This is a genomic window from Roseateles sp. P5_E8, from assembly GCF_054177665.1.
In genome coordinates this window covers 1-25,943 of the sequence record NZ_JBGCUM010000043.1, presented here as the reverse complement: position 1 = coordinate 25,943, position 25,943 = coordinate 1, and the positions used below count along the sequence as shown (strand labels likewise).

General features: G+C 68.4%; 26 protein-coding genes. 18 read left to right on the top strand and 8 right to left on the bottom strand.

Annotation, left to right across the window (positions count from 1 at the left end; genetic code table 11):
* Nucleotides 1-41: 41 nt before the first annotated feature.
* Genes ACXRVZ_RS20640 through puuE form a run of 3 tightly spaced genes read right to left on the bottom strand, consistent with a single transcriptional unit; the run spans nt 42 to nt 3,110 of the window.
* Nucleotides 42-395, bottom strand: coding sequence for a hypothetical protein (locus ACXRVZ_RS20640; protein WP_457424012.1), 354 nt, complete (start codon nt 393-395; stop codon nt 42-44).
* Nucleotides 396-399: 4 nt separating this feature from the next.
* Entirely contained in the window at nt 400-2,148 is a 1,749-nt protein-coding gene (uraD, locus tag ACXRVZ_RS20635) for a 2-oxo-4-hydroxy-4-carboxy-5-ureidoimidazoline decarboxylase (protein ID WP_457424010.1), read from the bottom strand.
* Nucleotides 2,145-3,110, bottom strand: a complete 966-nt coding sequence (gene puuE / locus ACXRVZ_RS20630; RefSeq protein WP_457424008.1) for an allantoinase PuuE — start codon at nt 3,108-3,110, stop codon at nt 2,145-2,147. The genes uraD and puuE overlap by 4 nt, the downstream gene beginning before the upstream one ends.
* Before the next feature lie 41 nt (nt 3,111-3,151).
* Between puuE and uraH the strand changes: the two genes are divergently transcribed.
* From uraH to ACXRVZ_RS20605, 5 genes are all read left to right on the top strand, one after another.
* Nucleotides 3,152-3,505, top strand: coding sequence for a hydroxyisourate hydrolase (gene uraH, locus ACXRVZ_RS20625; protein WP_457424006.1), 354 nt, complete (start codon nt 3,152-3,154; stop codon nt 3,503-3,505).
* Nucleotides 3,495-3,707: a hypothetical protein gene (locus ACXRVZ_RS20620; protein WP_457424004.1), complete on the top strand. Its 213-nt coding sequence runs from the start codon at nt 3,495-3,497 to the stop codon at nt 3,705-3,707. The genes uraH and ACXRVZ_RS20620 overlap by 11 nt, the downstream gene beginning before the upstream one ends.
* Nucleotides 3,700-4,467 (top strand): xanthine dehydrogenase accessory protein XdhC, encoded by a 768-nt coding sequence (gene xdhC / locus ACXRVZ_RS20615; protein ID WP_457424002.1) that lies wholly within the window; start codon nt 3,700-3,702, stop codon nt 4,465-4,467. Before ACXRVZ_RS20620 ends, xdhC begins: the two co-directional genes overlap by 8 nt.
* A 116-nt stretch (nt 4,468-4,583) precedes the next feature.
* A complete protein-coding gene (locus tag ACXRVZ_RS20610) occupies nt 4,584-5,087 on the top strand; it encodes a Cache 3/Cache 2 fusion domain-containing protein (RefSeq protein ID WP_457424000.1) in 504 nt (167 codons plus the stop codon).
* Nucleotide 5,088: 1 nt separating this feature from the next.
* Nucleotides 5,089-6,684 (top strand): methyl-accepting chemotaxis protein, encoded by a 1,596-nt coding sequence (locus ACXRVZ_RS20605; RefSeq protein WP_457423998.1) that lies wholly within the window; start codon nt 5,089-5,091, stop codon nt 6,682-6,684.
* Nucleotides 6,685-6,721: 37 nt separating this feature from the next.
* Here ACXRVZ_RS20605 and ACXRVZ_RS20600 read toward each other — a convergent pair whose 3' ends face one another.
* On the bottom strand, nt 6,722-7,525 hold the full coding sequence (locus ACXRVZ_RS20600; RefSeq protein WP_457423996.1) for a substrate-binding periplasmic protein: 804 nt from the start codon (nt 7,523-7,525) through the stop codon (nt 6,722-6,724).
* A gap of 178 nt (nt 7,526-7,703) precedes the next feature.
* Here ACXRVZ_RS20600 and ACXRVZ_RS20595 point away from each other — a divergent pair, with 178 nt between their 5' ends.
* The 4 genes from ACXRVZ_RS20595 to ACXRVZ_RS20580 all read left to right on the top strand — a co-directional run bounded on the left by ACXRVZ_RS20595 (nt 7,704) and on the right by ACXRVZ_RS20580 (nt 13,995).
* Nucleotides 7,704-8,888, top strand: a complete 1,185-nt coding sequence (locus ACXRVZ_RS20595; protein ID WP_457423994.1) for a urate hydroxylase PuuD — start codon at nt 7,704-7,706, stop codon at nt 8,886-8,888.
* Nucleotides 8,885-10,171 (top strand): glycerate kinase type-2 family protein, encoded by a 1,287-nt coding sequence (locus ACXRVZ_RS20590; protein WP_458232774.1) that lies wholly within the window; start codon nt 8,885-8,887, stop codon nt 10,169-10,171. Before ACXRVZ_RS20595 ends, ACXRVZ_RS20590 begins: the two co-directional genes overlap by 4 nt.
* A 75-nt stretch (nt 10,172-10,246) precedes the next feature.
* Entirely contained in the window at nt 10,247-11,089 is an 843-nt protein-coding gene (locus ACXRVZ_RS20585; RefSeq protein ID WP_457423990.1) for an HDOD domain-containing protein, read from the top strand.
* 38 nt (nt 11,090-11,127) lie between these two features.
* Entirely contained in the window at nt 11,128-13,995 is a 2,868-nt protein-coding gene (locus tag ACXRVZ_RS20580) for a DUF3857 domain-containing protein (protein ID WP_458232773.1), read from the top strand.
* Here the strand turns inward: ACXRVZ_RS20580 and ACXRVZ_RS20575 are convergent.
* Complete coding sequence (locus ACXRVZ_RS20575) at nt 13,992-14,528, bottom strand: histidine phosphatase family protein (protein ID WP_457426458.1); 537 nt, start codon at nt 14,526-14,528, stop codon at nt 13,992-13,994. The genes ACXRVZ_RS20580 and ACXRVZ_RS20575 overlap by 4 nt on opposite strands.
* 88 nt (nt 14,529-14,616) lie before the next feature.
* Between ACXRVZ_RS20575 and ACXRVZ_RS20570 the strand changes: the two genes are divergently transcribed.
* From ACXRVZ_RS20570 to ACXRVZ_RS20555, 4 genes are read left to right on the top strand one after another with little or no spacing between them, the layout of a single operon-like run.
* A complete protein-coding gene (locus ACXRVZ_RS20570) occupies nt 14,617-15,873 on the top strand; it encodes a lipoprotein-releasing ABC transporter permease subunit (RefSeq protein ID WP_457426456.1) in 1,257 nt (418 codons plus the stop codon).
* Nucleotides 15,866-16,546 (top strand): lipoprotein-releasing ABC transporter ATP-binding protein LolD, encoded by a 681-nt coding sequence (lolD, locus tag ACXRVZ_RS20565; protein ID WP_458232772.1) that lies wholly within the window; start codon nt 15,866-15,868, stop codon nt 16,544-16,546. The genes ACXRVZ_RS20570 and lolD overlap by 8 nt, the downstream gene beginning before the upstream one ends.
* Entirely contained in the window at nt 16,543-17,397 is an 855-nt protein-coding gene (gene purU / locus ACXRVZ_RS20560; RefSeq protein ID WP_457426452.1) for a formyltetrahydrofolate deformylase, read from the top strand. Before lolD ends, purU begins: the two co-directional genes overlap by 4 nt.
* A 12-nt stretch (nt 17,398-17,409) precedes the next feature.
* Complete coding sequence (locus ACXRVZ_RS20555; RefSeq protein ID WP_457426450.1) at nt 17,410-18,243, top strand: TatD family hydrolase; 834 nt, start codon at nt 17,410-17,412, stop codon at nt 18,241-18,243.
* Here the strand turns inward: ACXRVZ_RS20555 and ACXRVZ_RS20550 are convergent.
* The 3 genes from ACXRVZ_RS20550 to ACXRVZ_RS20540 are packed head-to-tail and all read right to left on the bottom strand — an operon-like array spanning nt 18,227 to nt 20,293.
* Complete coding sequence (locus ACXRVZ_RS20550; protein WP_457426449.1) at nt 18,227-18,649, bottom strand: hypothetical protein; 423 nt, start codon at nt 18,647-18,649, stop codon at nt 18,227-18,229. The two genes, ACXRVZ_RS20555 and ACXRVZ_RS20550, sit on opposite strands and share 17 nt — an antisense overlap.
* On the bottom strand, nt 18,649-19,470 hold the full coding sequence (locus tag ACXRVZ_RS20545) for an MOSC domain-containing protein (protein WP_457426447.1): 822 nt from the start codon (nt 19,468-19,470) through the stop codon (nt 18,649-18,651). Before ACXRVZ_RS20545 ends, ACXRVZ_RS20550 begins: the two co-directional genes overlap by 1 nt.
* 7 nt (nt 19,471-19,477) lie before the next feature.
* Entirely contained in the window at nt 19,478-20,293 is an 816-nt protein-coding gene (locus tag ACXRVZ_RS20540; RefSeq protein ID WP_457426462.1) for a mechanosensitive ion channel family protein, read from the bottom strand.
* An 18-nt stretch (nt 20,294-20,311) separates the two neighbouring features.
* On the opposite strand from ACXRVZ_RS20540, the gene ACXRVZ_RS20535 reads away from it, so the two are divergent.
* From ACXRVZ_RS20535 to ACXRVZ_RS20515, 5 genes are all read left to right on the top strand, one after another.
* Nucleotides 20,312-20,887 carry a DNA-deoxyinosine glycosylase gene (locus tag ACXRVZ_RS20535; protein ID WP_457426445.1) on the top strand — a complete coding sequence of 192 codons (576 nt, stop codon included), beginning with the start codon at nt 20,312-20,314 and terminating at the stop codon, nt 20,885-20,887.
* A 12-nt stretch (nt 20,888-20,899) separates the two neighbouring features.
* On the top strand, nt 20,900-21,673 hold the full coding sequence (locus ACXRVZ_RS20530; protein ID WP_457426443.1) for a spermine/spermidine synthase domain-containing protein: 774 nt from the start codon (nt 20,900-20,902) through the stop codon (nt 21,671-21,673).
* A gap of 11 nt (nt 21,674-21,684) precedes the next feature.
* A complete protein-coding gene (locus ACXRVZ_RS20525) occupies nt 21,685-23,469 on the top strand; it encodes a GspE/PulE family protein (protein WP_458232771.1) in 1,785 nt (594 codons plus the stop codon).
* Between the two features lie 109 nt (nt 23,470-23,578).
* Nucleotides 23,579-24,043, top strand: a complete 465-nt coding sequence (locus ACXRVZ_RS20520) for a tripartite tricarboxylate transporter TctB family protein (protein WP_457426439.1) — start codon at nt 23,579-23,581, stop codon at nt 24,041-24,043.
* A gap of 9 nt (nt 24,044-24,052) precedes the next feature.
* Nucleotides 24,053-25,564: a tripartite tricarboxylate transporter permease gene (locus ACXRVZ_RS20515; protein WP_457426437.1), complete on the top strand. Its 1,512-nt coding sequence runs from the start codon at nt 24,053-24,055 to the stop codon at nt 25,562-25,564.
* Nucleotides 25,565-25,943 lie beyond the last annotated feature (379 nt).

Genomic DNA, 25,943 nt, shown 5'->3' with positions numbered 1-25,943 from the left:
GGTTCTGTTCCTTGCTGGTTCATTCGTTTGCTTGACTGGGGCTACTTCGCGGCATCCCATCTGTCGACGAACGCGCGCCAGGCGCTCTCGAAATCGTCAAGCGAAACGGTATTCTGTTCGGAGGGCGGGAAGGTCATGGACGAGTCCGTCCAGAAGCCCATGTTTTCGTCGACGGGCGCGGCGACGACCACGGTGCCCGTCGCATCCAGACCTACTTCCCGCTGCGGGACACCGGCGTCATCGACCTCAAGCCACCAGCATCGCACCTGCGGAAACAGCGACTCGATATCGGGGTTCGCGACCGGCACCACGCGCTTGAGCGCACGAAACCAGATCGGTACGGCCTGTTCCTTTCTCGGCCAATCCGTTCCAAGACTCGTTGCGACGTAATGCATGAACTCAGGCCAGGCCTTGCAGGAGATGGTTGAAGGCCTGCACCGCCAGCTCCGCATCATCCACCGTCACCGACTCCAACGGGTTGTGGCTGATCCCGCCATTGCCGCCGCGCACGAACAGCATGGCTTGGGGCAGCAGCTCGTGCATCTTCATCGCGTCATGCCCGGCGCCAGAGGGCAGGCGGTGCAGGGGCAGGCCCAGCTCGGTGACGGCGGCTTCCCAGCGCGATTGCCACCTCCCGTCGCTGGGTGCCGCGTTGGCCATCATGGTGGCCTGCAGCGTGTAGCTCAGGCCGCGGCGCTTGCAAATGTCGTTCAGCTCGAAAAGCACATCGAGTCTCAGCGCATTGCAGGCTTTGTCGGTCGTCGCGCGCATGTCCAGGCTGAAGCGGCAGCGGCCGGGAATGACGTTGATGGAGCCGGAGGGCACCTCCAGCATGCCCACCGTCGCAACGATGTCGGGCACGGCCGTGGCGCGCTTCTCCGCGAACAGGATCAGCTCGGCCACGCCCGCCGCCGCGTCACGCCGCTGGCCCATCGGCGTGGTGCCGGCGTGGCTGGCCATGCCGACGATCTCGCCCGTGTATCGGTAGCTGCCATTGATGCTGGTGACGATGCCCAGCGGCAGGTCCAGGCTGTCCAGCACCGGGCCTTGCTCGATGTGGACTTCGACAAAGCCGAGGTAGCGGCTGCGGTCGCGCTTCAGCGCGGTGATGGCGGCCACCTTGGCGGGCAGGCCGGCCGAGCGCATCGCGTCGCGCATGGTGATGCCGGCGGCGTCGGTCTGCTCCAGCCAGGCGGGGTCGAAGGCGCCGGTCAGCGCGCTGGAGGCGAGGAATGTCGCGGCATAGCGCTGGCCCTCTTCCTCCGCGAAGCCGATGACTTCGAGCCCGAAGGGCAGGCGTTTGCCGGCGCGGTGCAGCTCGCGCACGACCAGCATGGGCACGAAGATGCCCAGCCGCCCGTCGAAGCGGCCGGCGCGGCGCACGGTGTCGTAGTGGCTGCCGGTCATGAGGCGCTGGTCGCCCGTGCCGTTGTAGACGCCGATGACATTGCCGACCGCGTCACGGCTCACGTCGTCGAAGCCGCAGTCGCGCATCCACGTCATCAACTGCTCGGCCACGGCCGTGTGCGTGGGCGTGGCGTAGGTGCAGGTCAGGAAGGCCTCGTCCTCGCTGTGCGCGGCCAGTTCGGCGGCCCAGTCCCAGAGCTGCTCGCCCAACTCGCAGCGCACGCCGAACTTGTCGTTCAGCCGGATCTCGGCGATGCGGTGGATCTGCCGCAGGCATTCGGCCCGCTCCACGTCCGGGTGCGCGCGCAGCCGGCGCTCGAAGGTGGCAATGATCTCGGCGCGCGTGAAGCCCGTGCCGCGCGGGCCGCGCACCGCGAGGATGAACGGGAAGCCGAAGCGCGCGTTGTAGTCGGCGTTGAGCTTCTGCAGCTTGGCAAACTCCTCGGGCGTGCAGGCGGTGAGGCCTGCCTTCTGCTGCTCGTTCGTCGACTCGGCCGTCAGCTCGCCGGCCACGGCGGCCTTGCCGGCCAGCTCGGGGTGGGCGCGGATCAGGCCCAGCTGTTCATCGACGCTGGCTTCGCGCACGACGCGGGCCAGCGCCACCTTCAGCGCGGCGAGTGACTTGAACGGTCGAGCAGCGGCAGCGCGCTCCGCAATCCACGGCGAGTGTTCGTAGGTGCCGTCCAGCAGCGTGACGAAGTCGGTGGTGCTGGCGTTGTTGAGGTCGGCTAGCTTCATCATTCCCAAACAAAAGCGGTGCGGGCGTCAAAAGGGTGGACCGTCTTCCAGTGCCGCGCGATGTCCAGGCGCCGGCATACCCACACGCGGTCATGCGCCTCGATGTGGTCCAGGAACTTCTGCAGCGCGCGCATGCGCCCCGGGCGGCCCAGCAGGCGGCAGTGCATGCCGATGCTCATCATCTTCGGGCTCTCCGCGCCCTCGGCATACAGCACGTCGAACGAGTCCTTCAGGTACTCGAAGAAGGGCTCGCTGTGGCTGAAGCCCTGCGGCAACGCGAAGCGCATGTCGTTGCAGTCCAGCGTGTAGGGCACGACGAGATGCGGCGCCAGGTCGCCGTTGGTCTTGCGCACCTGCAGCCAGAAGGGCAGGTCGTCGCCGTAGTAGTCGCTGTCGTACTCGAAGCCGCCGAAGTCCGCCACCATGCGGCGCGTGTTGGGGCTGTCGCGGCCGGTGTACCAGCCCAGGCCGTGCGGGTCGCGGCCCAGCGTCAGGCGCTTGAGGCTGGCCATGGCCTGCGCCATGTGGGCGCGCTCGGTGTCCTCGTCGACGTTCTGGTAGTGCACCCAGCGCCAGCCGTGCGAGGCGATCTCGTGGTCCAGCTCGACAAAGGCCTGCGTCACATCCGGGTGGCGCTCCAGCGCCATGCCGATGCCAAACACGGTCAGCGGCAGCGCGCGCTGCTCGAACTCCTTCAGCAGCCGCCACACGCCCACGCGTGAGCCGTATTCGTAGATGCCTTCCATGCTCAGGTGCCGCGCCGGGAAGCTGGGCGGGTTGAACATCTCCGACAGGAACTGCTCACTGCCGGCGTCGCCGTGCAGCACCGAGTTCTCGCCGCCTTCCTCGTAGTTCAGGACGAACTGGATGGCGACGCGGGCCTGGCCCGGCCATTGCGCGTGAGGCGGGTTCTCGCCGTAGCCGATGAGGTCGCGGGGATACCGAGGCTGCTGGGCTGTGCTCATCCCTACACTTTGCATCAAGCCGTACCGAACCCGGAGAGCCCATGGGCAAACTGACAACACATGTTCTCGACACCGCCAACGGCTGCCCCGCCGCCGGCATGGCCGTGCGCCTTTACCGCTTTGATGCGGAAGGCCCCAAATGGCTGCGCAGCCTGCACCTGAATGGTGACGGCCGCGCCGATGGCCCGCTGCTGGACGGCCCCACGTTGACGGCCGGCCGCTACCGCCTCGTCTTCGAAGTCGCCGCCTATTTCCGCGCGCTGGGTGCGGTGCTGCCGGAGCCGGCTTTTCTGGACGAAGTGCCGCTGGACTTCGGCATTGCCGACGAGAGCAGCCACTATCACGTACCCCTGTTGGCCTCGCCGTGGGCGTACTCGACCTACCGTGGCAGCTGACAAGCCTTCGCGACTGGACCGCCTGGGCGATGGCGGCCTGGCCATCTTTGAGGGGCTGGCCAACTTTGGTGTGTGGAGCGGCGCTGGCATTGCCATCGCGATGGGCCAGTTCCTGCTGGGCGGTGCACTGGCCGCGCTCGGGCTGGGCGTGTTCCTGCGCTTCAAGCGCCTGCGCATGAAGAGGAAGGCTACGCGTGGCTGAAGTGGCTTGCATCCTCGTCACCGTCTCCCGCACGTCGGGCAGCGTGCCGCGCGAGGTCGGGGCGTGGATGACGGTGACGCCGGACGGCATCACCGGCACGGTCGGCGGCGGGCATCTGGAGTTCGACGCCATTGCTCGGGCGCGCACCGCGCTGGCTGGCGGCGAATTGGAAGACGAAGTGCGCTACCCGCTCGGCCCCACGCTGGGCCAGTGCTGTGGCGGTGTCGTGTGGCTGCACTTCCAGCGCATCGCGGCGGGTGAAGACCTGACCGCCCATCTGCCCGACGAACCACGCAAACCCCTGGCCTTGTTCGGCGCCGGCCATGTCGGCCTGGCCATCGCGCGCATTGCCCGCGACCTGCCACTGGCCCTGCACTGGATCGACAGCCGCGCCGACCAGTTCCCCGCCGAGCCGCCCGCGCGCGGCTGGCGCCAGGAGGCGGTGGACCCGCCCGCCGATGCGGTGCCCGACCTTGCGCCCGGCTCGGCCGTGCTCATCATGAGCCACAGCCACGCCGAGGACTTCGACATCGTGGTCGCCTGCCTGAAGCGCCAGCGCGAACGTGGCGACCTGGCCTTCATCGGCCTCATTGGCAGCCGCACGAAATGGGCGAGCTTTCGGCAGCGCCTGGCCACTCGCGGCTTCGGCGAGTCGGACCTGGCCCAGGTTGTCTGCCCTATAGGCGTGCCGGGTCTTGCTGGCAAGCAGCCGGCCGTCATCGCCGTGGCGGTGTTGGCACAAATCCTCGCTTTGCGCTGAAATGTCCGGCCCGCTTGGGCGATTGGTCGAAATTGGTCTTGCCAATTTTGGAGGCGCTGTAGAAGATGGCTGCAGCCTGCTCATTTCTGAGCACTCTTCGCAACTGTGGAGACCCCATGAAGACCATCGCCATCAAGTCGCTCCTGTCCCTGGCTGTGTTGACCGTGGCCTGCGGCGCTTCGGCCCAGGCCAACGACCCCAAGGCCACCATCGCCGAACTCGACGCGCGTCTGGCCAAGCTTGGCCCTGCCAAGCTGGAAGGCAAGGAGAAGGCAGGCGACAAGGAGGTGCCGGGCATCTTCTTCGGCACGCGCAAGCTGAACAACAACTACGACGTGGTGGACGACATCAAGAAGAAGAGCGGCGCGACGGCGACGATCTTCGTCAAGGACGGCGACGAGTTCGTCCGTGTCAGCACCAATGTGCTCACGCCGGAAGGCAAGCGCGGCGTTGGCACGGCGCTGGCCCGCGCCAAGGCCTACGAGGCGGTCAGCAAGGGCCAGGGCTTCTGCGGCGATGTGGACGTGCTCGGCACGCCCTTCTCCGCCTGCTACAACCCGGTGAAAGATGGCAAGGGCGCCGTCATCGGCGTGACCTACGTCGGCTTCAAGAAGAGCTGAAATGTTCGGGCCCGCCAAGAGCGCGCTGGCGGCCATCCGCCGCCGGCTCGGGGGTCTCGCCACCGCACACAAGCTGGCGCTCGCCTTCGGTTGGCTGCTGCTGCTCAGCGCCGGCCTGGGTGTCGCGTCGCTGACGTCGCTGAGCCGTGTGCACGAGGCCTCGGGCGAGCTGGCGCAGCGCTCGCTGCCCGGCGCGGGGCATCTGGCGGGGGCCCGCGCGGCGCTGCTGGAGTACCGCGAGTTCGAGGTCAAGCATTCGACGGCGGCCGATGCCGGCTACATGGACGAGTACGGCGAGAAGATGGGCGGCGCGCTCAAGGCCGCCCAGGAGGCGCTGGCGGCTCACGCGGGCCTCGGCGTTGAAGGGGAACAGCAGACGCTGCGCCTGGCGCTGGACAAGGGCCTGAAAGCCTATCTGGACGTTGCCGCCAAGGTCGTGTCGCTGGGCAAGGGTGGCAAGCAGGAGGACGCCAAGGAGATCAGCGAGGGGGCGGGCAAGTCCAACTTCGACGACATGGTGGCGGCGCTCGACCGGCTCTCCGCAGCCGGCTTCAAGGCCGGTGAGGCCGCCGGCCTGAAGGCGGAGGCGGTCTTCATCGACGCCAGACGCCTGACCTGGGGGCTGGTGCTGCTGAGCGTGCTGTCGGGGCTGGCGCTGGCGGTGCTGCTGTCGCGCAGCCTCATCGGCGAGCTGGGCGGCGAGCCCCGTGAGGCGGCGCGCCAGCTGCGTGCGATTGCCGAGGGTGACCTGACGCAGCCGGTGTCGGTCAAGTCGGCCGACGACGAGAGCCTGATGGCCGGCCTCGCGCAGATGCAGCAGCGCCTGGCCAGCGTGGTGGCCCAGGTGCGCCAGGGCGCCGAGAGCGTGGCCACGGCGAGCCAGGAGATCGCCATGGGCAACAACGACCTGTCGCAGCGCACCGAGCAGCAGGCGGCGGCGCTGCAGCGCACATCAAGCTCGATGGAGTCTCTGCGCCAGCAGGCGCTGCTGAGTGCCAGCAATGCCCAGGAGGCCAGCGGCGTGGCCACGCAGGCTTCGGGCGTTGCGGCCAAGGGCGGCGAGGTGGTGGGCGGCGTCGTCGACACCATGCGCGGCATCTCCACCAGCTCCAGCCGCATCGCCGAGATCATCGGCGTCATCGACAGCATTGCCTTCCAGACCAACATCCTCGCGCTGAATGCGGCGGTCGAGGCGGCGCGGGCGGGCGAGCAGGGTCGTGGCTTTGCCGTTGTGGCCGGCGAGGTTCGCAGCCTCGCGCAGCGCAGCGCCACGGCAGCCAAGGAGATCAAGCAGCTGATCTCCGCCAGCGTTGACCAGATCCAGAAGGGCTCCACGCAGGTGGACAACGCCGGCGCGACGATGCAGCAGGTGGTGCAGGCCATCCAGAAGGTGGACCGCATCGTCAACGACATCAGCGGCGCAGGTGCCCAGCAAGCGGCCGGTGTCAACGAGGTTGGCGAGGCCATCGGCGAGATGGATCAGGCCACGCAGCAGAACGCGGCCCTCGTCGAGCAGAGCGCCGCTGCGGCCGAGAGCCTGCGGGAGCAGGCTCAGCAGTTGGTGGAGGCTGTCGCTTTTTTCCGTCTCGATCGCTAAGGCAGCCGACTACATCGGAGCCGCGCTGGCGCCGGCGTCATGGCGATGGCCGTGCGGGCGCAGATGCTGACGTTGCCGGCGTCACCGTGAGGCTGCGGCCGGGCTGGGCCTGCAGCCGGTTCTCCTGCCCGGCGATCTGGCGCTCGTAGTCGGCCCAGGCCTGCTGGATCTCGCCGCGGTCGCGCATCGCGCGCAGCGCCTGCTCCAGCAGCGGCACCCAGGCGGAGTGCGATTCGTGCACGCCGTGGAAGAGCGTCGCGCGGCTCAGCGGCGTGGGCACACGGCACAGCGTGCCCTGGCGCGTGTCCACCGGCATGCCGGCCATCCACGGAGTCGTCAGCACCAGCGCGTAGTCGGCGGCGCCGGAGCTGAGGTTGAGGAAGGCATCGCTTGGCGTGTTGGCCGGCAGGCGCGAGCCCTCGGGCACCAGCACCTCGGCCGCGACCATGCCACGCTGGTAGCTGACGCGGCGCTTTGCCAGTTCCTCTGCCGGCAGCGCGGCGGGGCAGGGCGGGCGCCCGAAGGCATAGACCTGCAGGTTGAGCAGCGGCACGTCGACCTTGCGCACGAAGGGCGTTTGCTCGAAATAGGCCTCCACGCGCATGGCCACGGCGTCGACGCGGCCGCTGCGCAGTTCGACCTGGGTGCGCGGCAGTGGCCAGGGCGAGAACTCGACCTGCAGGCCCAGCGTGGCGTAGGCCTTGCGCAGCAGCACCTCGGCAGGCGGGAAATAGCTGCGCTCGACATTGGTGGCGATGTTCACCGTGGCGGGCTCCTGCGCCCGCGCCGGGATGGCGGCCAGCGCGATGGCGGCGAGCAGGAGCAAGGGGTTGCCGGGCATGGGCCGATTGTGAACGTGGCGACCGGCCGCGCCTGGCACGGTGCCTGCATACACTGCGGGCCAGTCGCAGCGGTGTCGGGCCTCGGGGGACAGGCCCTGGCTCGCAGACGCGACCCTTGGGCCCCACAGCACCCGCCGTGGTGGGGCCGTGCAAACGACACCACCGCACCACCGCTTCATGGACATCTACCTCCTCGACTGGGCCAACCTGCTGCTGCGTTGGCTGCACGTCATCACCGTCATCGCCTGGATAGGCGCGTCGTTCTACTTCGTCTGGCTGGACAACCACCTCGTCAAGCCGACGGCCGACGACCTCAAGGCCAAGGGCGTCGACGGCGAGCTGTGGGCCGTGCACGGTGGCGGCTTCTACAACCCGCAGAAATACATGGTGGCGCCCAGCAACCTGCCGCAGGATTTGCATTGGTTCTACTGGGAGAGCTACTGGACGTGGATGAGCGGCTTTGCGCTGTTCGTCGTGCTCTATCTCTTCAACGCAAGCCAGATGCTGATCGACCCGCGCGTCTACGCTTGGGGCCAGCCCTGGCAGGCGGTGTGCGCGGCGCTGGGCTTTCTCGTCGTGGGCACGGCGGTGTACGACATCGCCTGCCAGGCGCTGGGCCGCACGAAGGACGGGCAGATCGGCAATGACGGCCGCGTGATGGCGGTCGTCGTGGCCTTCGTCATCTTCGAGAGCTGGCTGGCCTGCCACCTCTTCGCCGGCCGCGCGGCCTTCCTCATCGTCGGCGCCACGCTGGCCACCATGATGACCGCCAACGTCGCGCACTGGATCATCCCGGGCCAGAAGAAGGTCATCGCGCAGATGCGTGCCGGCCAGAAGCCCGACCCCATCCACGGCCAGCGCGGCAAGCAGCGCAGCGTGCACAACACCTACTTCGGCCTGCCGGTGCTGATTGCGATGCTCAGCAACCACTACGGCATGCTGACTCAGCACGCCGACAACTGGCTGGTGCTGTGCGTGCTGATGTACGCAGGCGTCTCGATCCGGATCTTCTTCGTCAAGCGCCACAAGGGCGTCCAGAGCTGGGACTCGATAGGCGTGGCGCTGTTGCTCATCGGTGGGCTCATTTACAGGATGGCGCCAGTACCCCAGCCGGCCGCTGCGTCGGTCGCACCGGTCATGCTGGCACAAGTGCAGGCCATCGCCGCGCAGCGCTGCCTGATGTGCCACACCGGCGAAGTCGCGCAGAAGGGCGTGCGGCTGGACTCGGCCGAGGCGCTGACGGCGCACAAGGCGCAGATCTACCAGCAGGTCGTCGTGCAGCGCGCGATGCCGCTGAACAACGCGACCGGGCTGACCGAGGAAGAACGCGCCTTGATCGGCAAATGGGCTCAACAACCATGACCCTGGACCCGCGTGCATTGCTGCGCCAGCTCTATGAGGTGGCCGTGGCCAGCGCGCTGCCCGGGCGGGTGCTTGCCGCGCATCTGCCGCCGCCCCCGAAAGGCCGCACCCTGGTGCTCGGCGCCGGCAAGGCGGGTGGGGCGATGGCCCAGGCGCTGGAGGCCGCCTGGCCGGCCGACGCACCGCTGTCAGGCCTGGTCATCACGCGTTACGGCCATGTGCCGCCGGGCTACAAGCCCAGGCGGCTGGAGCTCGTCGAAGCCGCCCACCCCGTGCCCGACGCCGCCGGCCTGGCCGCCACGCAGACGCTGCTGTCGCTGACCCGAGGCCTCACGGCCGACGACCTCGTCATCTGCCTCATCTCCGGCGGCGGCTCGGCGCTGCTGAGCCTGCCGGCACCGGGCCTCACGCTGGCCGACAAGCAGGCCGTCAACCGCGCCCTGCTGAACAGCGGCGCCTCCATCGCCGAGATGAACTGCGTGCGCAAGCACCTGTCGGCGATCAAGGGTGGGCGCCTGGCCGCAGCCTGCGCACCGGCCCGCGTGCTGACCCTGGCCATCAGCGACGTGCCCGGCGACGACCCCGCCGTCATCGCCTCCGGCCCGACGGTGGCCGATGCCAGCACCTGCGCCGACGCGCTGGCCATCTGCCGCCGCTACCGCATCCATCTGCCGGACGCCGCCCGCGCCGGCCTCGCGTCGGGCCAGTTCGAGACGCCCAAGCCCGGCGACGCCGCCCTGGCCGGCCATGAACTCGTCATGCTGGCCACGCCGCAGATGAGCTTGCAGGCCGCCGCCGACGCCGCCCGCGCGCAGGGCCTCTCCGCCCACATCCTCAGCGACGAGATCGAGGGCGAGTCGCGCGTCGTCGGCGGCATGCATGCGGCCCTGGCCCGGGCCGTCGCGCGCCGCAGTGAGCCCTTCGCCAGGCCTTGCGTGATCCTGTCCGGCGGCGAGACGACGGTGACTGTCGATGCCACCAAGCCCACAGGGCAGGGTGGCCGTGCCACCGAGTTCCTGCTCGGCTGCGCGCTGGCCTTGCAGTGCGAGCCGGGTGTCTACGCGCTGGCGGCCGACACCGACGGCATCGACGGCGTTGGCMCCCATGCCGGCGCACTGCTCACGCCCACCAGCCTGGCCCGCGCCCGTGCGCTTGGGCTGAACCCGCAGGCCTTGCTGGACGGCCACGACAGCGCCAGCTTCTTCGCGCCGCTGGGTGACCTGCTCGCGCCCGGGCCCAGCTTCACGAACGTGAATGACTTCCGTGCATTGCTGATCGTTTAGCTCCGGCAAAGCTCGTGGCGTGCCCTAGGCCTTGGGCCTAGACTGGTTCGGCCACATCGCCAAAGGAGGCCACAGATGAGTGCAGCTGCCGCAGAACGCTTCGTCGTCAAGCACAACGCCCTGCCCACCATGCCAGAGGTGGCGTCAAGGCTGCTCAAGAGCTTTGATGACGACCGCGTCGGCCTGGCCCAGATCGCGGCCCTGATCGAGAAGGATGGAGCGCTGACCGCCAAGGTGCTGCGCCTGGCCAACTCGGCCCACTACAGCCCCTCGCACCAGATCTCTACCGTCATCGACGCCGCCCACGCGCTGGGCCTGGAGACGCTGCGCAACCTGGCCATGGCCGCCTGCCTCAGCGGCGCCTTCCCCAAGGTGCAGGGCCTGGACCGCACCGTGTTCTGGCGGCACAGCATCGCTACCGCCAACTACGCGCGCATCCTCGCCCGCATGCTGGGCGCCGACAGCGCCACCACCGACACCGCCTACCTCGCCGGCTTGATGCTGCGAACCGGCCAGCTGCTGATGGCCATTGACGCGCCGCAGCTGGTGGCCGACGTCGAGGCCCACGCCGCCGAGCCCGGCAGCCGCTTCTCGCTGGAGGAGCACCGTTTTGGCTGCACGCACGCCGACGTGACTGCGTCGCTGGCCGAGCACTGGCATTTCCCGGACCGCATGGTGGAGGCCTTCAAGGACGCCAACACGCCGCTGGAGATCCGCCCCTTCTCGCTGATCGCCGCCGTGCTGCACGTGGCCGAGGTGCTGGCCGACGCCGCCGAGCACCACGACGAGCCGGTGCATGCGCTCAAGGTGGCCGTGCCTGAGCTGATCGAGCATCTGCACCTGGACCTCGACCTGCTGGCCGCCAAGGTGGCCGCAGCGGGCGACCCGGCGGCTGAGGTGGAGCAGATGCTTCACTGAAGCCAGCACAATCGCCCGGAAAAGCCGGGAGGAAGTGGATGAGTTCGAAGTTCTGGCCAGCCCTCGTGCTGGCCTTGTCATTGGGCATGGCCCACGCACAGACTGCGCCGACCAAGCCGGCCGCCGCCAAGGCCGCCGCGACCAAGCCCACCTCTCCCTACCCCGCCGTCCCTGCCGGCGCCGGCTACCGCTTCGGCCCCGTGCCCGCCTGGGTCAAGCCCGTGCCCGAGGCCAGCGCCGCGTCGCCCAAGCCGCCCGCGCCGGGCGCCAAGGCCAGGCGCGAGGCGCTGGTCGACATCCAGACCCAGCTCGCGCCCAAGTCCGCCACCGCCACCTGGCTGCACCTGCAGCATGTGGCGCTGGATACGTCAACGCTGCGCGAGGTGTCCGAGCCGCAGATCAGCTTCAACCCCGCCTACCAGCAGCTCGTCATCCACCAGATCGGCGTCATCCGCAGCGGCCAGCGGCTGGACCGGCTGAAGGACGCCCGCATCGAGCTGATGCGCCGCGAGCAATTGCTGGAGCGCCAGATGATCGACGGCGTGCGCACGGCGCTGGTCGTCATCAGCGACGTGCGCGTGGGCGACATCGTCGACGTGGCCTACACGCTGGTGGGTGAGAGCCCCATCTTCGACGGCCGCTTTGCCGCGCTGCTGCCGGTGGCGGGCGACGTGCCCATCGACCGCCTGCACCTGCGCGTGGAAGGCCCGGCCGAGCGGCGCCTGCAAGTCAAAAGCCTGGCCACCGACCTGCAGCCCGAGCGCTTCGAGGAGGGCGGGCGCCAGGTCTTGCGCGTGCTGCGCGAGCATGTGCCGGCGGTGGTGGAGGAGGCCGCCACGCCACCCTGGTTCAAGGTCTACCCGGCCATCCACATCAGCGAGTACGCGAGCTGGGCCGAGGTCAACCAGTGGGCTCAAACCCTGTTCGTGGCCGAGCCGGCCAATGCAGCCGTCGCCGAGCGCGTGGCCGCCCTCAAGGCTGTGGGTGGCACGCCCGAACAGCAGGTGGCCGCCGCGCTGCGCTTTGTGCAGGATGAGGTGCGCTATTTCTCGGCCAGCCTGGGCGAAAGCTCGCACCGCCCCAAGCCCGCCTCACGCACCCTGGCCGAACGCCTGGGCGACTGCAAGGACAAGACCCTGCTGCTGAACGCACTGCTCACCGGCCTGGGCCTGGACGCGCGGCCCACGTTGGTCTCGGTGCAGCGAAACCGCGGCATCAATAACTTTCTGCCCTCGCACGACGTGTTCGACCACGTCATCAGCCGCGTGCAGATCGGCGAGCAGGTCTACTTTCTCGACCCGACGCTGAACGGCCAGGGCCTGTCGCTGGAAAAGCGCGGCTACCTGCCCTACGGCGCCGGCCTTGTCGTCGCCGCCGGCACCGAGGCACCGGTGGCCATCCAGCCGCCTGCCTTCGCCGTGGACAGCCTGAGCTACCGGCAGGACTGGGATCTCTCCGACCTGAAGCGACCGGCGCGCCTGACCACGTCGTTCAAGGCCTCGGGCCTGGCCGCCGAGCGCTGGCGCGCCGCTGCGGCGCAGGCCGGCACTGACCGCATCGCCGAAGGCATTGGCGGCCATTACGTCAAGGCCTTGCCGGGCCTGGTCAGCGTCGGCACGCCTCAGCTCCTGGACGACCGCGCGGCCAACGAGGTCGAGCTCAAGCTCGCTTTCGAGCATCCCGCGCCGGGCCAATACCAGCGCGGCATGCTGGAGATCGAGCTGCCGGCCATCGAGCTGGGCGACGCGCTGGCCCTGCCGCCCGAGGCGCGCCGCCGCCAGCCCTTCATGCTGGACGGCGCCCGCCGCATGGAGCTTCAGATCACCCTCACCGGCCCCCACCCCATCACCACGCCGGGGCCGGCGCCGCAGCAGGTCAGCGACAAGCATTTCAGCTTCCAGGCACGGGTGGAGAACCAGGGCGGCAAGCTGGTGTCCACCAGCCGCTACGAGCGCCGTGGCGACGAGGTGCTGCCCGCCGACCTCGACAGCTACCGCGAGCGCATCGGCCGCGCCCGCCTGCTGTCGGGCAGCCGCGCGCGGCTGTCCTTGATCGACTTCCGCGACAAGGCGCTGGAGGCCGAGTTCGGCGCCATCGACCGCCGCCTCGTGAAGTTCCAGGCCGCCCGTCCCGACGCGCTGCTGCAGATCCTGCAGACCCAGGAGATCACCCGCCTCGTCGGCCTCACCCTCGTGCCCAGGCTGGCGCCGGGCAGCCGCCTGGCGGCCCGCGTGCTGGCCGAGCGCGCCCAGGCCGCCAACACGCTGGGCGACTTTGCCGCCGGCCTGCGCGACGCCGAGCTGGCGCTGAAGGCCGACCCGCCCGCCGAGGACGCCGCCGCCGCGCTGGAGGCCAAGGGCGTGGCCCTGATCGGCCTGGCCCGGCCCGCCGACGCGCTGACCGCTTTCAACAGCCAGGCCCAGCTCGGCAGCGGCAACACGCCCGGCGCCTGGCTGGGCACGGCCCACTTCATGCTGGGCGACTACGCCCAGGCCGAGACCGTGCTGCGCGACAGCGCCGCCAGCGCCAGCGGCGAGGCCCGCCACTTCACACTGCTGTGGCTCTACCTGGCCGCCGAGCGCCAGGGCGGCCGCGGCCGCGCGGCAATCGCCGGCGAGGTGGACAACCTCGACGCCGGCCGTGCTGACGAATGGGGCGGCCAGCTGCTGCGCTACCTGGGCGGCACGCTGGACCGCGACGCGCTGCTCAAGGCCGCCAAGGCCAAGCCCGACCAGGAGCGCCTGCGCCTGGCCGAGGCCTATTTCTTCATCGGCGAACAGCTGGCGGCCCAAGGCCGGCGCGGCGAGGCGCTGCCGTGGTTCGAGCGCACGTTGACGACGCAGGCTGTGCCGTATCGTGAGTTCACGCTGGCGCAGTGGGAGTTGAGGCGAGGCAGCGCCAACTAGAGGCAGCCGGCTTGAGGTGCGGTGCTTGGGCCACCAAAGCTGAACTGCGCCCACCTGGGCGACTCCACCGCCGGCTGCAGTACGAAGGCATGGTGAAAGCTCGTCTCGCACAGATCCGCCAGCTTCGGTCCGCCCAGGGCGGCGAGCACCGCCGTCACCGTGTTGCTATGGCCCACGACGAGGACGACGCCGTTCTGTGCGTGTACCGCCTCGGCCACCGCCTGCACATGCCCGGCCTTTGCGTCGACCACCTGCGGCTGGATGCCCAGCGCCTTGGCCAACGGCGCCGCGGTGTCGCGCGTGCGGCGGTACTGCGTCGTCAGGATGGCATTCACGCGCAGCCCGGCCAGCGCCTGGGCCAGGTCCTGGGCACGCTGCTCGCCGGCCGGAGTCAGCGCCGGGTCACCTGCAGGCTCGGTGGCGCGCTCGGCATGGCGCACAAGGATGACCAGTTCTGGCAGGGCCATGGCCGGTGAGGCGAAGGCGGCGGTTGTCAGCCACAACGCCGCGGACAGGACAGACAGGTGCTTCATCGCATCTCCACACAAGGGCTTGCGCCATTCTCGCAATGCCTCGCCAGTTACCATCCCGGCCCCATGCCGCACGCCTTTTCCCCGCCCCATGTCCTTGCCGTTTGAACTCCAGGTCGGCTGGCGCTACGTCCGCGCCGGCCGGGGCGGGCGGCGCAACCGCTTCATCAGCTTCATTTCTGGCGCGTCCATGATCGGCATCGCGCTGGGCGTGATGGCGCTGATCGTCGTGTTGTCGGTCATGAACGGCTTCCAGCGCGAAGTGCGCGACCGCATGCTCAACGTCATCGCCCACGTCGAGCTGTTGGACTATGCCGGCCAGGCGCTGCCGGACTGGCAGGCCACGGCCGCCAAGGCGCGGCAGATGCCCGAGGTCATCGGCGCGGCGCCCTTCGTCGCCAGCCAGAGCCTCATCGCCCGCGGGGAAGACATGCGCGGCGCCGTCATCCGCGGCATCTCGCCGGCCGAGGAAGCCACCGTCACGGGCCTGGGCGCCCAGCTCAAGGACACGGCTTACGCCAAGCTCGTGCCCGGCGCCTGGAATATCGTGCTGGGCGCCGAGCTGGCCCGCCAGCTGAACGTGGGCGAGGGCGACAAGATCACCGTTGTTGCGCCCGGCGGCCAGGTCACGCCGGCCGGCGTCGTGCCGCGGCTGAAGAGCTTCAACGTCGTCGGCATCTTCAACTCCGGCCACTACGAGTACGACTCCGGTCTGGCACTGGTGCATGTGGAAGACGCCGCCAAGCTCTTCCGCACCGGCGGCCCGACAGGTGTGCAGCTCAAGCTGCGCGACGTGCACGACGCCCGCCGCGTGGCCGCCGAGCTGGCCGCCCGCATGGGCCCGGACATCCGCGTGCGCGACTGGACGCGCTCCAACGCGACCTGGTTCGACGCCGTGCAGATCGAGAAACGCATGATGAGCATCGTGCTGACGCTGATCGTCGCCGTCGCGGCCTTCAACCTCGTGTCGACGTTGGTGATGACGGTGACCGACAAGCAGAGCGACATCGCCATCCTGCGCACGCTGGGCGCCAGCCCTCGCTCCATCATGAGCATCTTCATCGTGCAGGGCGCGGTGTCGGGCGTTATCGGCACGCTGGCCGGCGTGGTGCTGGGCCTGCTCATTGCCTTCAACATCGACATCATCGTGCCGGCCATCGAACACCTGCTCAACGTCAGCTTCCTGCCGGGCAGCATCTACCTCATCAGCCAGATGCCCAGCGACCCGCAGCAGGCCGACATCGTGCCCATCGCCATCGGCTCGTTGAGCCTGGCCTTCTTCGCCACGCTCTACCCGAGCTGGCGCGCCAGCCGCGTGCAGCCGGCGGAGGCGCTGCGTTATGAGTGAACTCATTCTTCAGGCCACTGGGCTGACCCGCCGCTTCGAGGAAGGCGGCCTGGATGTGACCGTGCTGCGCGGCGTCGACCTGAACGTGAAGCGCGGCGAGACGCTGGCCATCGTCGGCGCGTCGGGCTCGGGCAAGTCCACGCTGCTGCATCTGCTGGGCGGACTGGACTCGCCGACTCAGGGTGGCGTCACCTTGATGGGCAAGTCGCTCGCGTCCATGGACGAGGCCGAGCGCGGCCGCTGGCGCAACCAGCAGCTGGGCTTTGTCTATCAGTTCCACCATCTGCTGCCCGAGTTCAGCGCGCTGGATAACGTCGCGATGCCGCTGCGCATCCGCCGCCAGACGCCAGCCCACGCGCGCGAGGTGGCGGCCGAAATGCTGGCCCGCGTCGGCTTGAAGGAGCGTACGCTGCATCGCCCATCGGAGCTTTCCGGCGGCGAGCGCCAGCGCGTGGCCATCGCCCGTGCCCTGGTCACCCGCCCGGCCTGCGTGCTCGCCGACGAGCCCACCGGCAACCTCGACCGCGACACCGCCAACGCCGTCTTCGCGCTGATGCTGGAGCGCGCCCGCGAGCAGGGCACCGCCTTCGTTCTCGTCACCCACGACCGCGACCTCGCGGCGCGCTGCGACCGGCAGCTGCTGCTCGTCGCGGGTCAATTTCAAGCGTCATGAATCCTCGTTTCGTCCTCAAGCTCTCCTGCCCCGACCGCGCCGGCATCGTTCACGCCGTGACCGGCATGCTGTTGCAGCAGGGCGGCAACATCCTGACGTCGCACCAGCACGGTGATGCGGACCACGCCCGCTTCTTCATGCGCATCGAGTTCGAAGCGGCGGCCGAGGAACTGGCGCTGCAAGCCGCCTTCACGCCGCTGGCCGCCGAGTTCGGCATGGACTGGGAACTGGTCGCCCGCGCCCGCAAGACGCGCGTGCTGCTGCTCGTTTCCAAGCTGGGCCATTGCCTGAACGACCTGCTGTTCCGCGTGCAGACCGGGCATCTGCCCATCGAGATCCCGGCCATCGTGTCGAACCACCGCGACTTCTACCAACTCGCGGCGTCGCACAACATTCCCTTCCACCACTTCCCGCTGCTGGGCGCCACCGATGCGCAGAAGGCCGCGCAGGAAGACAAGATCCGCGAAGTCGTCGCCGACAACCAGATCGACCTCGTCGTGCTGGCCCGCTACATGCAGATCCTGTCGCCCGAGCTGTGCCGCGACTTGAGCGGCAAGGCCATCAACATTCACCACAGCTTCTTGCCCAGCTTCAAGGGCGCCAAGCCCTATCACCAGGCCTACGAGCGTGGCGTGAAACTCATTGGCGCAACGGCCCACTACGTGACCAGCCACCTCGACGAGGGCCCGATCATCGAGCAGGAAGTGGCCCGCATCGACCACAGCATGCCGCCCGAGCAACTCGTCGGCATTGGCCGCGACATGGAATGCGTGGCGCTGGCGCGGGCCATCCAGTGGCATGCGGAGCACCGGGTGCTGTTGAACGGCAACCGGACGGTCGTGTTCCGCTGAAGGAGAACGGCAGTGTGGATAGACACCCACTGCCACCTCGACGCGGCCGAGTTCGCCGCCGACCGTGACGCGGTCGTCGCACGCGCCAAGGCGGCGGGCGTCACGCAGATCGTCATCCCGGCCGTCGCTGCGGCCAACCTCGACACGGTGCGCCTGCTGGCCATCGAGCACGACTTCACCTATGCCCTCGGCATTCATCCGCTGTGCGTGATGGGTGCTGCCGAGGGTGATCTCGACAAGCTGGCCGAGGCGCTGGAAACGCATCACATCGACCCGCGCCTCGTCGCCGTCGGCGAGATCGGCCTGGACTTCTTCGTGCCGGGCATTGACCCCGATACCCAGCAGCACTTCTACGTCGAGCAGCTCAAGCTCGCCAAGCGCTTTGGCCTGCCGGTGCTGCTGCATGTGCGCCGCAGCGCCGACAAGCTGCTCGCCGGCCTGCGCCGCGTCGGCTTTACGCACGGCGGCATCGCGCATGCCTTCAATGGCAGTGAGCAGCAGGCGCAGGCCTTCATAGCCCTGGGCTTCAAGCTCGGCTTTGGCGGCACGCTGACCTTCGAGCGCTCGCTGCAGATCCGCCGCATCGCGGCACAAGTGCCGGAGACCGCGCTGGTCATGGAGACCGACGCGCCGGACATCCCGCCGCATTGGCTCTACAAGACGGCCGAGGAACGCGAGGCCGACCCCGGCCAGGCACGCAACGAGTCGTCGGAGCTGCCGCGAATTGCCAGGAGCTTGGCCGAACTGCGCGGCTGGACGCTGGAGCGGACCGCCGAGATCACGACCGCGAACGCGTGCGCTGCTCTGCACAGGCTGCCGCAGTGGCGCGTCAGCGGGCCGGCCTGAACGTGCCGAAGGCCTCGCGGACGCGGGCAGCCATCGCGTCAGTGTCGTCGCCCCACATCGGCAGGTTCAGGACTAGCGTGCCGTTGCGCTGCGGATGGGTCAGATTGGGCGAGCGCTGGATAGCTTGATAGAGCGCCTCGGCGGCGACTTCATTCGGGCAGTCGTCGAATGAGATTGGCAGGGGAAAACCGTCGATCTGGAACGCGGCCGCGGCCGTCATCTCCGAATGGCGATAGCCGTGCCGCACGGCGTAGATATGGCCCTTGATTCCGCGGGCGTTGAAATGGTCCGCCAGCGCCAGCATCGTTGCCGTGGGCGGATCGACCGGGCGCAGGAAGAGCCGGTACGTCGTCTCACTCAGCCACAACAGCCCGGCCAACAAAACGACAATGAGGCCCGTCTTCATCAAGCCGCGCCGAAATCGAGACTCAGTTCCACGCGATCACCGACGTGCAGCGTGCCTGCGCCGCTGCCGCGTGCATAGATGCCGAACTGCACCGGCGCGCCCGGCGCTCGCTCGGCGCTGAGCTTTGTCAGTGTGTCCAGCGCCACTTGCTGCGGTTCGCCGGTATCGGGGTCCACCGTCGGCACCACGCAGCGCACGCAGACCGTCGTGCGGCGCAATGTCAGCGCGCCGATGCGGGCCTCGGTCACGAGGTCTTCGATGAAAGGTGGCAGCTCACCGCCGTCTTCAGCGCGCAGCAGCAGGTTGGGGCGTGCACGCTGGGCCAGCCCGTTCAGCGGTTGGGCCAGTGCCTCCTGCCAGGACTGCAGCGAGCCGTCACCAACGACATGCAGCGCGTTCAGGATCGGCCGGCGCTGCGCCTCGATGCTCAGCCTGACCAGCCGCAGCCGCTCCCCAGTGGTCGCCCTCAGCAGCGCGGCAGCGTCTTCGCCAGCGTCCCAGACTTGCAGGACGTCGAAGTCCTGCCGCTCGCCGTTCCAGCCGCGCACCTCCAACGCGTCGCCACCCTCGCCGGGCACCGTCAACGAACGTCCCTCGGCTTGCAACTCCAGGTCCGAACCCAGCAGCCGCGCATGGATGAGGGCCAGCCGGGAGTAGGCGCCCATCCAGGTCAGCTCTCCACCGGCGTCAACGATGCCCCAGCCCCGGTCACCCACGGGCCAGCCGTCGGCGTCGAGTTGCAACGTGTCGACTGCCTCGCCGGCGCAGGACTTGACGGGGTAGCGCCACAGCCCGGCGATGCGGGCGATCAGATCAGCCATGGTCGACTCAGTTTTCTCGGTTGCGCGGCGCCAGCGGCGTCTCGGGCACCGGATAGCCCGCCGCGCCAAAGGTTGCGACGACGGCCTTGTGGGTGTCGAAGTAGACCTGCCAGTAATGGTCGGTGTGGCAGTAGGGCCGCACGCACAGCAGCGGGCCCTCGGGCGTGAACTGCAGGATCTCGATGTCGGGCGCCGGCGTGGCCAGCACATTGGGGATGGCTGCGATGGCCGGGCGCAGCCGCGCGATGGCGTCCAGCGGGTCGACGCTGTTGGCCACCTTGGCCAGGCAGTCGACACGGCGGAAGGCCTGCGCCGAATAGTTCTGGATGGCGCTGCTGAAGACGGTGTTGTTGCCGACCAAGGTGTGCACGTTGTCCGGCGTGTTGATGGTGGTGCCGAACAGGCCGATCTCGGTGACGGTGCCGGTCACGCCGCCGGCCTGCACGAAGTCGCCCACCTTGAAGGGCCGCAGCACCTGCATGAAGACGCCGGCCGCAAAGTGCGTCAGCAGCCCGCCCCAGGCGGTGCCTATGGCCAGGCCGGCGCCGGCCAGCAGCGCGGCGAAGGAGGTGGTCTTGACGCCGAAGATGTCCAGGATCGCGAGGATGAGGACGAGGTTCAGCAGCACGCTCAGGATGGAGCGCAGGTAGGTCGCCAGCGTCGAATCGATGCGGTGGCCGCGTTGCAGTGCGGCGGAGAACACGCGCAGCGCGATTGAAATGAGCCACCGGCCCACGACCCAGGCGGCGATGGCCGCGAGAATCTTCAGGCCGAAGTCCACGCCCTGGGTGCTGAGAAACAGCCAGATGGCTTCCGTATTCATCATGTCGAGTCACTCCCTGTGAAAACCCGCGCATCGTCGCAGCCGCCGGCCCGGTTTGCCAAGCCTCCAAACCCCGAAATTGAGCGTCTTGTCGGCCTCGCGCCGGTCTTTGACGCCCAGGCCCGGCTGCTGGTGCTGGGCAGCTTCCCCGGTGCGGCCTCGCTGCAGGCGGCGCAGTACTACGCCCATCCGCGCAATGCCTTCTGGCCGCTGATGGGCGCGCTGCTCGGCGAGGCCGACCTGCTCGCGCGGCCGTATGAGGAACGTCTGCAGACGCTGCGCCGCCACCAGGTCGCGCTGTGGGATGCCGTGGCCGCCTGCCACCGCGAGGGCAGCCTGGATACGGCCATCGAGGCCGCCGAGCCGAGCGACCTGCGCGAGTTGGTGGCCCGGCTTCCAGCGCTGCGCGCCATCGCCTGCAACGGCGCGCTGGCGCACAAACAGACAATGCTGGCGCTGGGCGACACGAACCTGCCTGTGCTGCGCCTGCCGTCCACCAGCCCGGCGCACGCGGGCCTGAGCTTGGCCACGAAGATCGAGGCTTGGCGCGCGGCACTGCAGCTTTACCTGCCGGGCGAAGGACGTGTGGCCTAGGATGCCTCGCCAATGAAATCCAAGACACCCACCTGGGGCCCGGCCACGCTGAGCGAGTTCGACGGCGTGCGCTTCCTGCACCTGGACTCGATCTGGGTCCAGGGCGCCATGCGCATCCGCAAGCCCGACCAGCTCGAACTCGAATACATCCAGCGCATGTGTGCGTGGATGCTGTGGCGCGACCCGACCGCGCTGGCCGAAGGCCACGCGGTGCAACTGGGCCTGGGTGCGGCGGCGCTGACACGCTTCTGCCATGGCCAGCTGAAGATGCGCACCACGGCCGTCGAGATCAACCCCGAAGTCATCGCCGCCTGCCGGCACTGGTTCCGCCTGCCCGCCGACGACGCGCGCCTCAAGGTCGTCAACGAGGACGCCGCGCGCTGGGTCAGCGACGACGCGAACCTGCAGACTGTCGATGTCCTCAACGTCGACCTCTACGACCACGAGGCCGCCTCGCCCGTGCTGGACGACGAGGCCTTCTACGCCGCCTGCCGTGGCGTGCTGGCCGATGGTGGGCTGATGACGGTCAACCTGTTCGGCCGCAGCGCCAGCTTTGCGCGCAGTGCGCTGCGCATCGCCCGGGCCTTCGGGTCGGACCAGGTCTGGAGCCTGGCGCCCACCAAGGAGGGCAACACCGTCGTCGTCGCGGCGCGTGGTGTGCAGGTGCCGCACCGCGACGTGCTGGAGCAGCGCGCGGCTAATATCGAATCGCGCTTCAAACTGCCGGCCCAGAAATGGCTGCGCCTCGTGAGGCCGCTGCCCGTGAGCATCCTGCAAGCGCTTTAGAACCGACGCCGATGACCCCCAAGCCCAATCCAGCGCCCGCGACACCGTCCAAGCCCGAAGGTCGCCTGGAATGGCGGCAGTTGCTGAAATGGCTGCTCAAGGACGGACTCATCGACGAAGCCCAGGCCCTGCGCACCGAGCAGCGCTTTGCGGCCGGCGACAGTTCGCTGCACCCGTTGGTGCGCCTGGGCCACGCCAGCCTGGTGCGCCTCACCACAGGCAAGCCGCTGGACGTGGAGGCGCTGTCCGAATGGCTGGCCGTGCGCGTGGGCTTGCCCTACCTGCGCATCGATCCGCTGAAGGTCGACGTGGGCCGCGTCGGCGACGTGATGTCCATCGGCTATGCCGAGGCCAAGCGCTGCCTGCCGGTGCAGTTCGGCGCCAACGATGTGACGGTGGCGACCTCCGAGCCCTTCGACACCGCCTGGGTGCCGCAGATCGAGTCGCATGTGCGCAAGCCCATTAAGCTCGTCATCGCCAACCCGCTGGACATTGCGCGCTACACGACCGAGTTCTTCACGCTGGCCCGCTCCGTGCGCCAGGCCRCCAAGGCCGGCGAGCAGAGTCAGGTGGCGAGCTTCGAGCAGCTCGTCGAGCTGGGCAGGAACAACAAGCAGCTCGATGCCAATGACCAGGGTGTCGTGCAGGTCGTCGACTGGCTTTGGCAATACGCCTTCGACCAGCGTGCGAGCGACATCCACCTGGAGCCGCGCCGCGAGATGGGCGTCATACGCTTTCGCATCGACGGCGTGCTGCACACGGTCTATCAGCTGCCACCCACCGTGATGGCGGCGATGACCTCGCGCATCAAGCTGCTGGGACGCATGGATGTGGTCGAGAAGCGCCGCCCGCTGGACGGCCGCATCAAGACGCGCAACCCGGCCGGCGACGAAGTCGAAATGCGCCTGTCGACGCTGCCCACGGCCTTCGGCGAGAAGATGGTCATGCGCATCTTTGACCCCGACACTGCGGTCAAGGATCTGGCGTCGCTGGGCTTCGGCAGCCACGACTCCGACCGCTGGGAGAGCCTGGTCAAGCAGCCGCACGGCATCATCCTCGTCACCGGCCCGACCGGCAGCGGCAAGACGACGACGCTCTATTCCACGCTCAAGCGCCTGGCCACCGACGAGGTCAACGTCACCACCATCGAAGACCCGATCGAGATGATCGAACCGGCCTTCAACCAGACCCAGGTGCAGAACGTCCTCGACTTCGGCTTTGCCGAGGGCCTGCGCGCGCTGATGCGCCAGGACCCGGACATCATCATGGTCGGCGAAATCCGCGACCTGGAGACGGCCGAGATGGCCATCCAGGCCGCGCTGACGGGTCACCTCGTCTTCAGCACGCTGCACACCAACGACTCGGTCTCGGCTATCACCCGCCTGTTGGACCTGGGCGTGCCGAGCTACCTGCTCAGCGCCACCATCATCGGCGTGCTGGCCCAGCGCCTGGTGCGCACGCTGTGCCCGCATTGCAAGGAGCCCGACCCGCTGGTCACGCGCGAAAGCTTGAACGAGTTGGTGAAGCACTGGCGGCTGGGCGGCGGCGTCAAGCCCTACAAGCCGGTCGGCTGCCTGGAATGCCGCAACACCGGCTTCCGCGGCCGCGCGGGCCTGTATGAACTGCTGACGGTGACCGAGGGCGTCAAGTCGACGCTGAGCGATCTCACCGGGCTGCGTCGGCAGGCGATGCAGGAAGGCCTGCGGCCGCTGCGCCTGGCCGGTGCCATGAAGGTGGCCGAGGGAGTGACGACCGTGGAAGAAGTACTGCGCAGCACGCCAGCGTGGGAAGGTTAGCTTGGACCGGCTGGCTTACGTGTAATCCACAGGCCGCCGCCCGCCCCCCGCTGCCAGAATTCTCTCCACAACATATCGCGCCTTCCCGCGGCGCCGGAGACAAGACGCGATGAAGATCAAGAGCCAGCGGGATTTCTGGTCGGGGCTGATGTTCCTGACCATCGGCGTGGCATTCGCTTGGGGTGCCACCGACTACTCCTTCGGGTCCTCGGCACGCCCGGGCCCCGCCTACTTCCCCTTCGGCCTCGGCATCCTGCTGGCGGTGCTCGGTGGCTTTGTGCTGTTCAAGGCGTTGACGCTGGAGTCCGAAGGCGGCGACCCCATCGGCGACATTGCCTGGCGACCGCTGCTGGTCATCATCCTGGCCATCACGGTCTTCGGCCTCGCGCTGCCGCGGCTGGGGTTGTCCTGCACGCTGCCCTTGACCATCGTGCTGTCCTCCCTGGCCGGCCGCGACTTCCATTGGCGCGGTGTGCTGATCAGCTGTGTGCTGCTGACTGTGGGCAGCTGGGCTCTCTTCATCGTGGGCCTGAAGCTGACCATTCCGCTCTGGCCCATTTATTTCACCGGCTGAGGCGACGCCATGGACCTGCTCAACAACCTCGCCCTCGGCTTCCAGACCGCGCTGAGCCTGCAGAACCTGCTGTACGCTTTCTTCGGCACCGTGCTCGGCACGCTGATCGGCGTGCTGCCGGGCCTTGGCCCTGTCGCGACCATCGCGATGCTGCTGCCGTCCATCTACACGCTGGACGCCACGCCGGCCCTCATCATGCTGGCCGGCATCTACTACGGGGCCCAGTACGGTGGCTCGACCACCGCGATCCTGATCAACGTGCCGGGCGAGTCCAGCTCGGTCGTCACCGCCATCGACGGCTACCAGATGGCCCGCCGCGGCCGCGCCGGTGCCGCGCTCGCCGCCGCCGGCCTGGGCAGCTTCTTTGCCGGTTGTGTCGGCACCATCATCATTGCGGCCTTCGCGCCGCCCTTGACCGAGCTGGCCTTCAAGTTCGGCTCCGCCGAATACTTCTCGCTGATGGTGCTCGGCCTGGTTGGCGCGGTCGTGCTGGCGTCCGGCTCGCTGGTCAAGGCGATCTCGATGATCGTGCTCGGTCTGCTGCTCGGCCAGGTCAACACCGACGTCATCACCGGCGCTGCGCGTTTTTCCTTTGACATCCCTGAGCTAACCGACGGCATCGGCTTCGTCGTCATTGCCATGGGCGTCTTCGGCTTCGGCGAGATCATTGCCAACCTCGGCCAGCCCGAGGAGCACCGCGAAGTCTTCACCAAGGAGGTCAGGGGCCTGTGGCCCACGCGGGAGGACTTCCAGGATGCCTGGCCATCGGTGCTGCGCGGCACCGCCCTGGGGTCCGTCCTCGGCGTGCTGCCCGGCGGCGGCGCGTTGCTGGCCTCTTTCGCGTCCTACACACTGGAGAAGAAGGTCGTCCGCAACCCCCGCGTGCCCTTCGGCAAGGGCGCCATCCAGGGCGTGGCCGGCCCCGAGAGCGCCAACAACGCCGGCGCACAGACCAGCTTCATCCCGATGCTCACGCTCGGCATCCCACCCAACGCCGTGATGGCGCTGATGGTCGGCGCCATGACCATCAAGGGTATACAGCCCGGCCCGCAGGTCATGACCAGCAACCCCGAGCTCTTCTGGGGCCTGATCGCGTCGATGTGGATCGGCAACCTGATGCTCATCGTGCTGAACCTGCCGCTGATCGGCATCTGGATCAAGCTGCTGACGGTGCCTTACCGCTTCCTCTTCCCCGCCATCGTTGTCTTCTGCTGCATCGGCACCTACTCGCTGAACAACAACAGCTTCGACGTCTTCATGACGGCCGGCTTCGCGCTGTTGGGATACATCTTCTACAAACTCAGTTGTGAGCCCGCGCCGCTGCTGCTCGGCTTCATCCTCGGCCCGATGATGGAAGAGAACCTCCGCCGGGCGCTGCTGCTGGCACGCGGCGACTGGAGTACCTTCCTGACCCGCCCGCTGTCCGCCGGCCTCCTGATCGCCGCCGCACTGATGATCGTGGTCGTCATGCTGCCGTCCATCAAGAACAAGCGCGAGGAAGCGTTTCAGGAAGAGGCTTGAGACTGGCGCCTGGCGCCTGGCGCCTGGCGCCGGCTGTCCGGCAGTTGCGGCGGCGCGGCGCTCAGTCGCTGATCTATCCATATAGAAAGAAGCAGCAGCGCCTGGCGACCGCATAAGGAACCCGGCGACCTTCAACGCAAAGTGCAGCCAGGGCTTCCACCTAAGCAAAAACCTGTGCTACAGTCGTGGGCTTCGCTGATGACAAAGCGCTGAGTGATCTGGAAGCGGATTGCAGGGCGTAGAGGGGTTGGCGGAGTCGGGTTGAAAGACCTGGGCGGGCTTGAGACAAGTCGGCGGGTGCTTCGAAGGGTTCGAAAGAATTTTTGAAAAGTACTTGACGATGCTGCGAAAGCAGATCAAAATCTCGCCTCTTTGCTGC

Coding starts and splice junctions, on each gene's coding strand:
- purU (WP_457426452.1), top strand. CDS start 16,543: ATGAATCCTCGTTTCGTCCTCAAGCTCTCCTGCCCCGACCGCGCCGGC.
- ACXRVZ_RS20605 (WP_457423998.1), top strand. CDS start 5,089: ATGTTCGGGCCCGCCAAGAGCGCGCTGGCGGCCATCCGCCGCCGGCTC.
- ACXRVZ_RS20580 (WP_458232773.1), top strand. CDS start 11,128: ATGAGTTCGAAGTTCTGGCCAGCCCTCGTGCTGGCCTTGTCATTGGGC.
- ACXRVZ_RS20575 (WP_457426458.1), bottom strand. CDS start 14,528: ATGAAGCACCTGTCTGTCCTGTCCGCGGCGTTGTGGCTGACAACCGCC.
- ACXRVZ_RS20570 (WP_457426456.1), top strand. CDS start 14,617: ATGTCCTTGCCGTTTGAACTCCAGGTCGGCTGGCGCTACGTCCGCGCC.
- ACXRVZ_RS20530 (WP_457426443.1), top strand. CDS start 20,900: ATGAAATCCAAGACACCCACCTGGGGCCCGGCCACGCTGAGCGAGTTC.
- ACXRVZ_RS20550 (WP_457426449.1), bottom strand. CDS start 18,649: ATGAAGACGGGCCTCATTGTCGTTTTGTTGGCCGGGCTGTTGTGGCTG.
- puuE (WP_457424008.1), bottom strand. CDS start 3,110: ATGAGCACAGCCCAGCAGCCTCGGTATCCCCGCGACCTCATCGGCTAC.
- ACXRVZ_RS20585 (WP_457423990.1), top strand. CDS start 10,247: ATGAGTGCAGCTGCCGCAGAACGCTTCGTCGTCAAGCACAACGCCCTG.
- ACXRVZ_RS20600 (WP_457423996.1), bottom strand. CDS start 7,525: ATGCCCGGCAACCCCTTGCTCCTGCTCGCCGCCATCGCGCTGGCCGCC.
- ACXRVZ_RS20540 (WP_457426462.1), bottom strand. CDS start 20,293: ATGAATACGGAAGCCATCTGGCTGTTTCTCAGCACCCAGGGCGTGGAC.
- lolD (WP_458232772.1), top strand. CDS start 15,866: ATGAGTGAACTCATTCTTCAGGCCACTGGGCTGACCCGCCGCTTCGAG.
- ACXRVZ_RS20515 (WP_457426437.1), top strand. CDS start 24,053: ATGGACCTGCTCAACAACCTCGCCCTCGGCTTCCAGACCGCGCTGAGC.
- ACXRVZ_RS20640 (WP_457424012.1), bottom strand. CDS start 395: ATGCATTACGTCGCAACGAGTCTTGGAACGGATTGGCCGAGAAAGGAA.
- uraD (WP_457424010.1), bottom strand. CDS start 2,148: ATGATGAAGCTAGCCGACCTCAACAACGCCAGCACCACCGACTTCGTC.
- ACXRVZ_RS20610 (WP_457424000.1), top strand. CDS start 4,584: ATGAAGACCATCGCCATCAAGTCGCTCCTGTCCCTGGCTGTGTTGACC.
- ACXRVZ_RS20545 (WP_457426447.1), bottom strand. CDS start 19,470: ATGGCTGATCTGATCGCCCGCATCGCCGGGCTGTGGCGCTACCCCGTC.
- uraH (WP_457424006.1), top strand. CDS start 3,152: ATGGGCAAACTGACAACACATGTTCTCGACACCGCCAACGGCTGCCCC.
- ACXRVZ_RS20520 (WP_457426439.1), top strand. CDS start 23,579: ATGAAGATCAAGAGCCAGCGGGATTTCTGGTCGGGGCTGATGTTCCTG.
- ACXRVZ_RS20595 (WP_457423994.1), top strand. CDS start 7,704: ATGGACATCTACCTCCTCGACTGGGCCAACCTGCTGCTGCGTTGGCTG.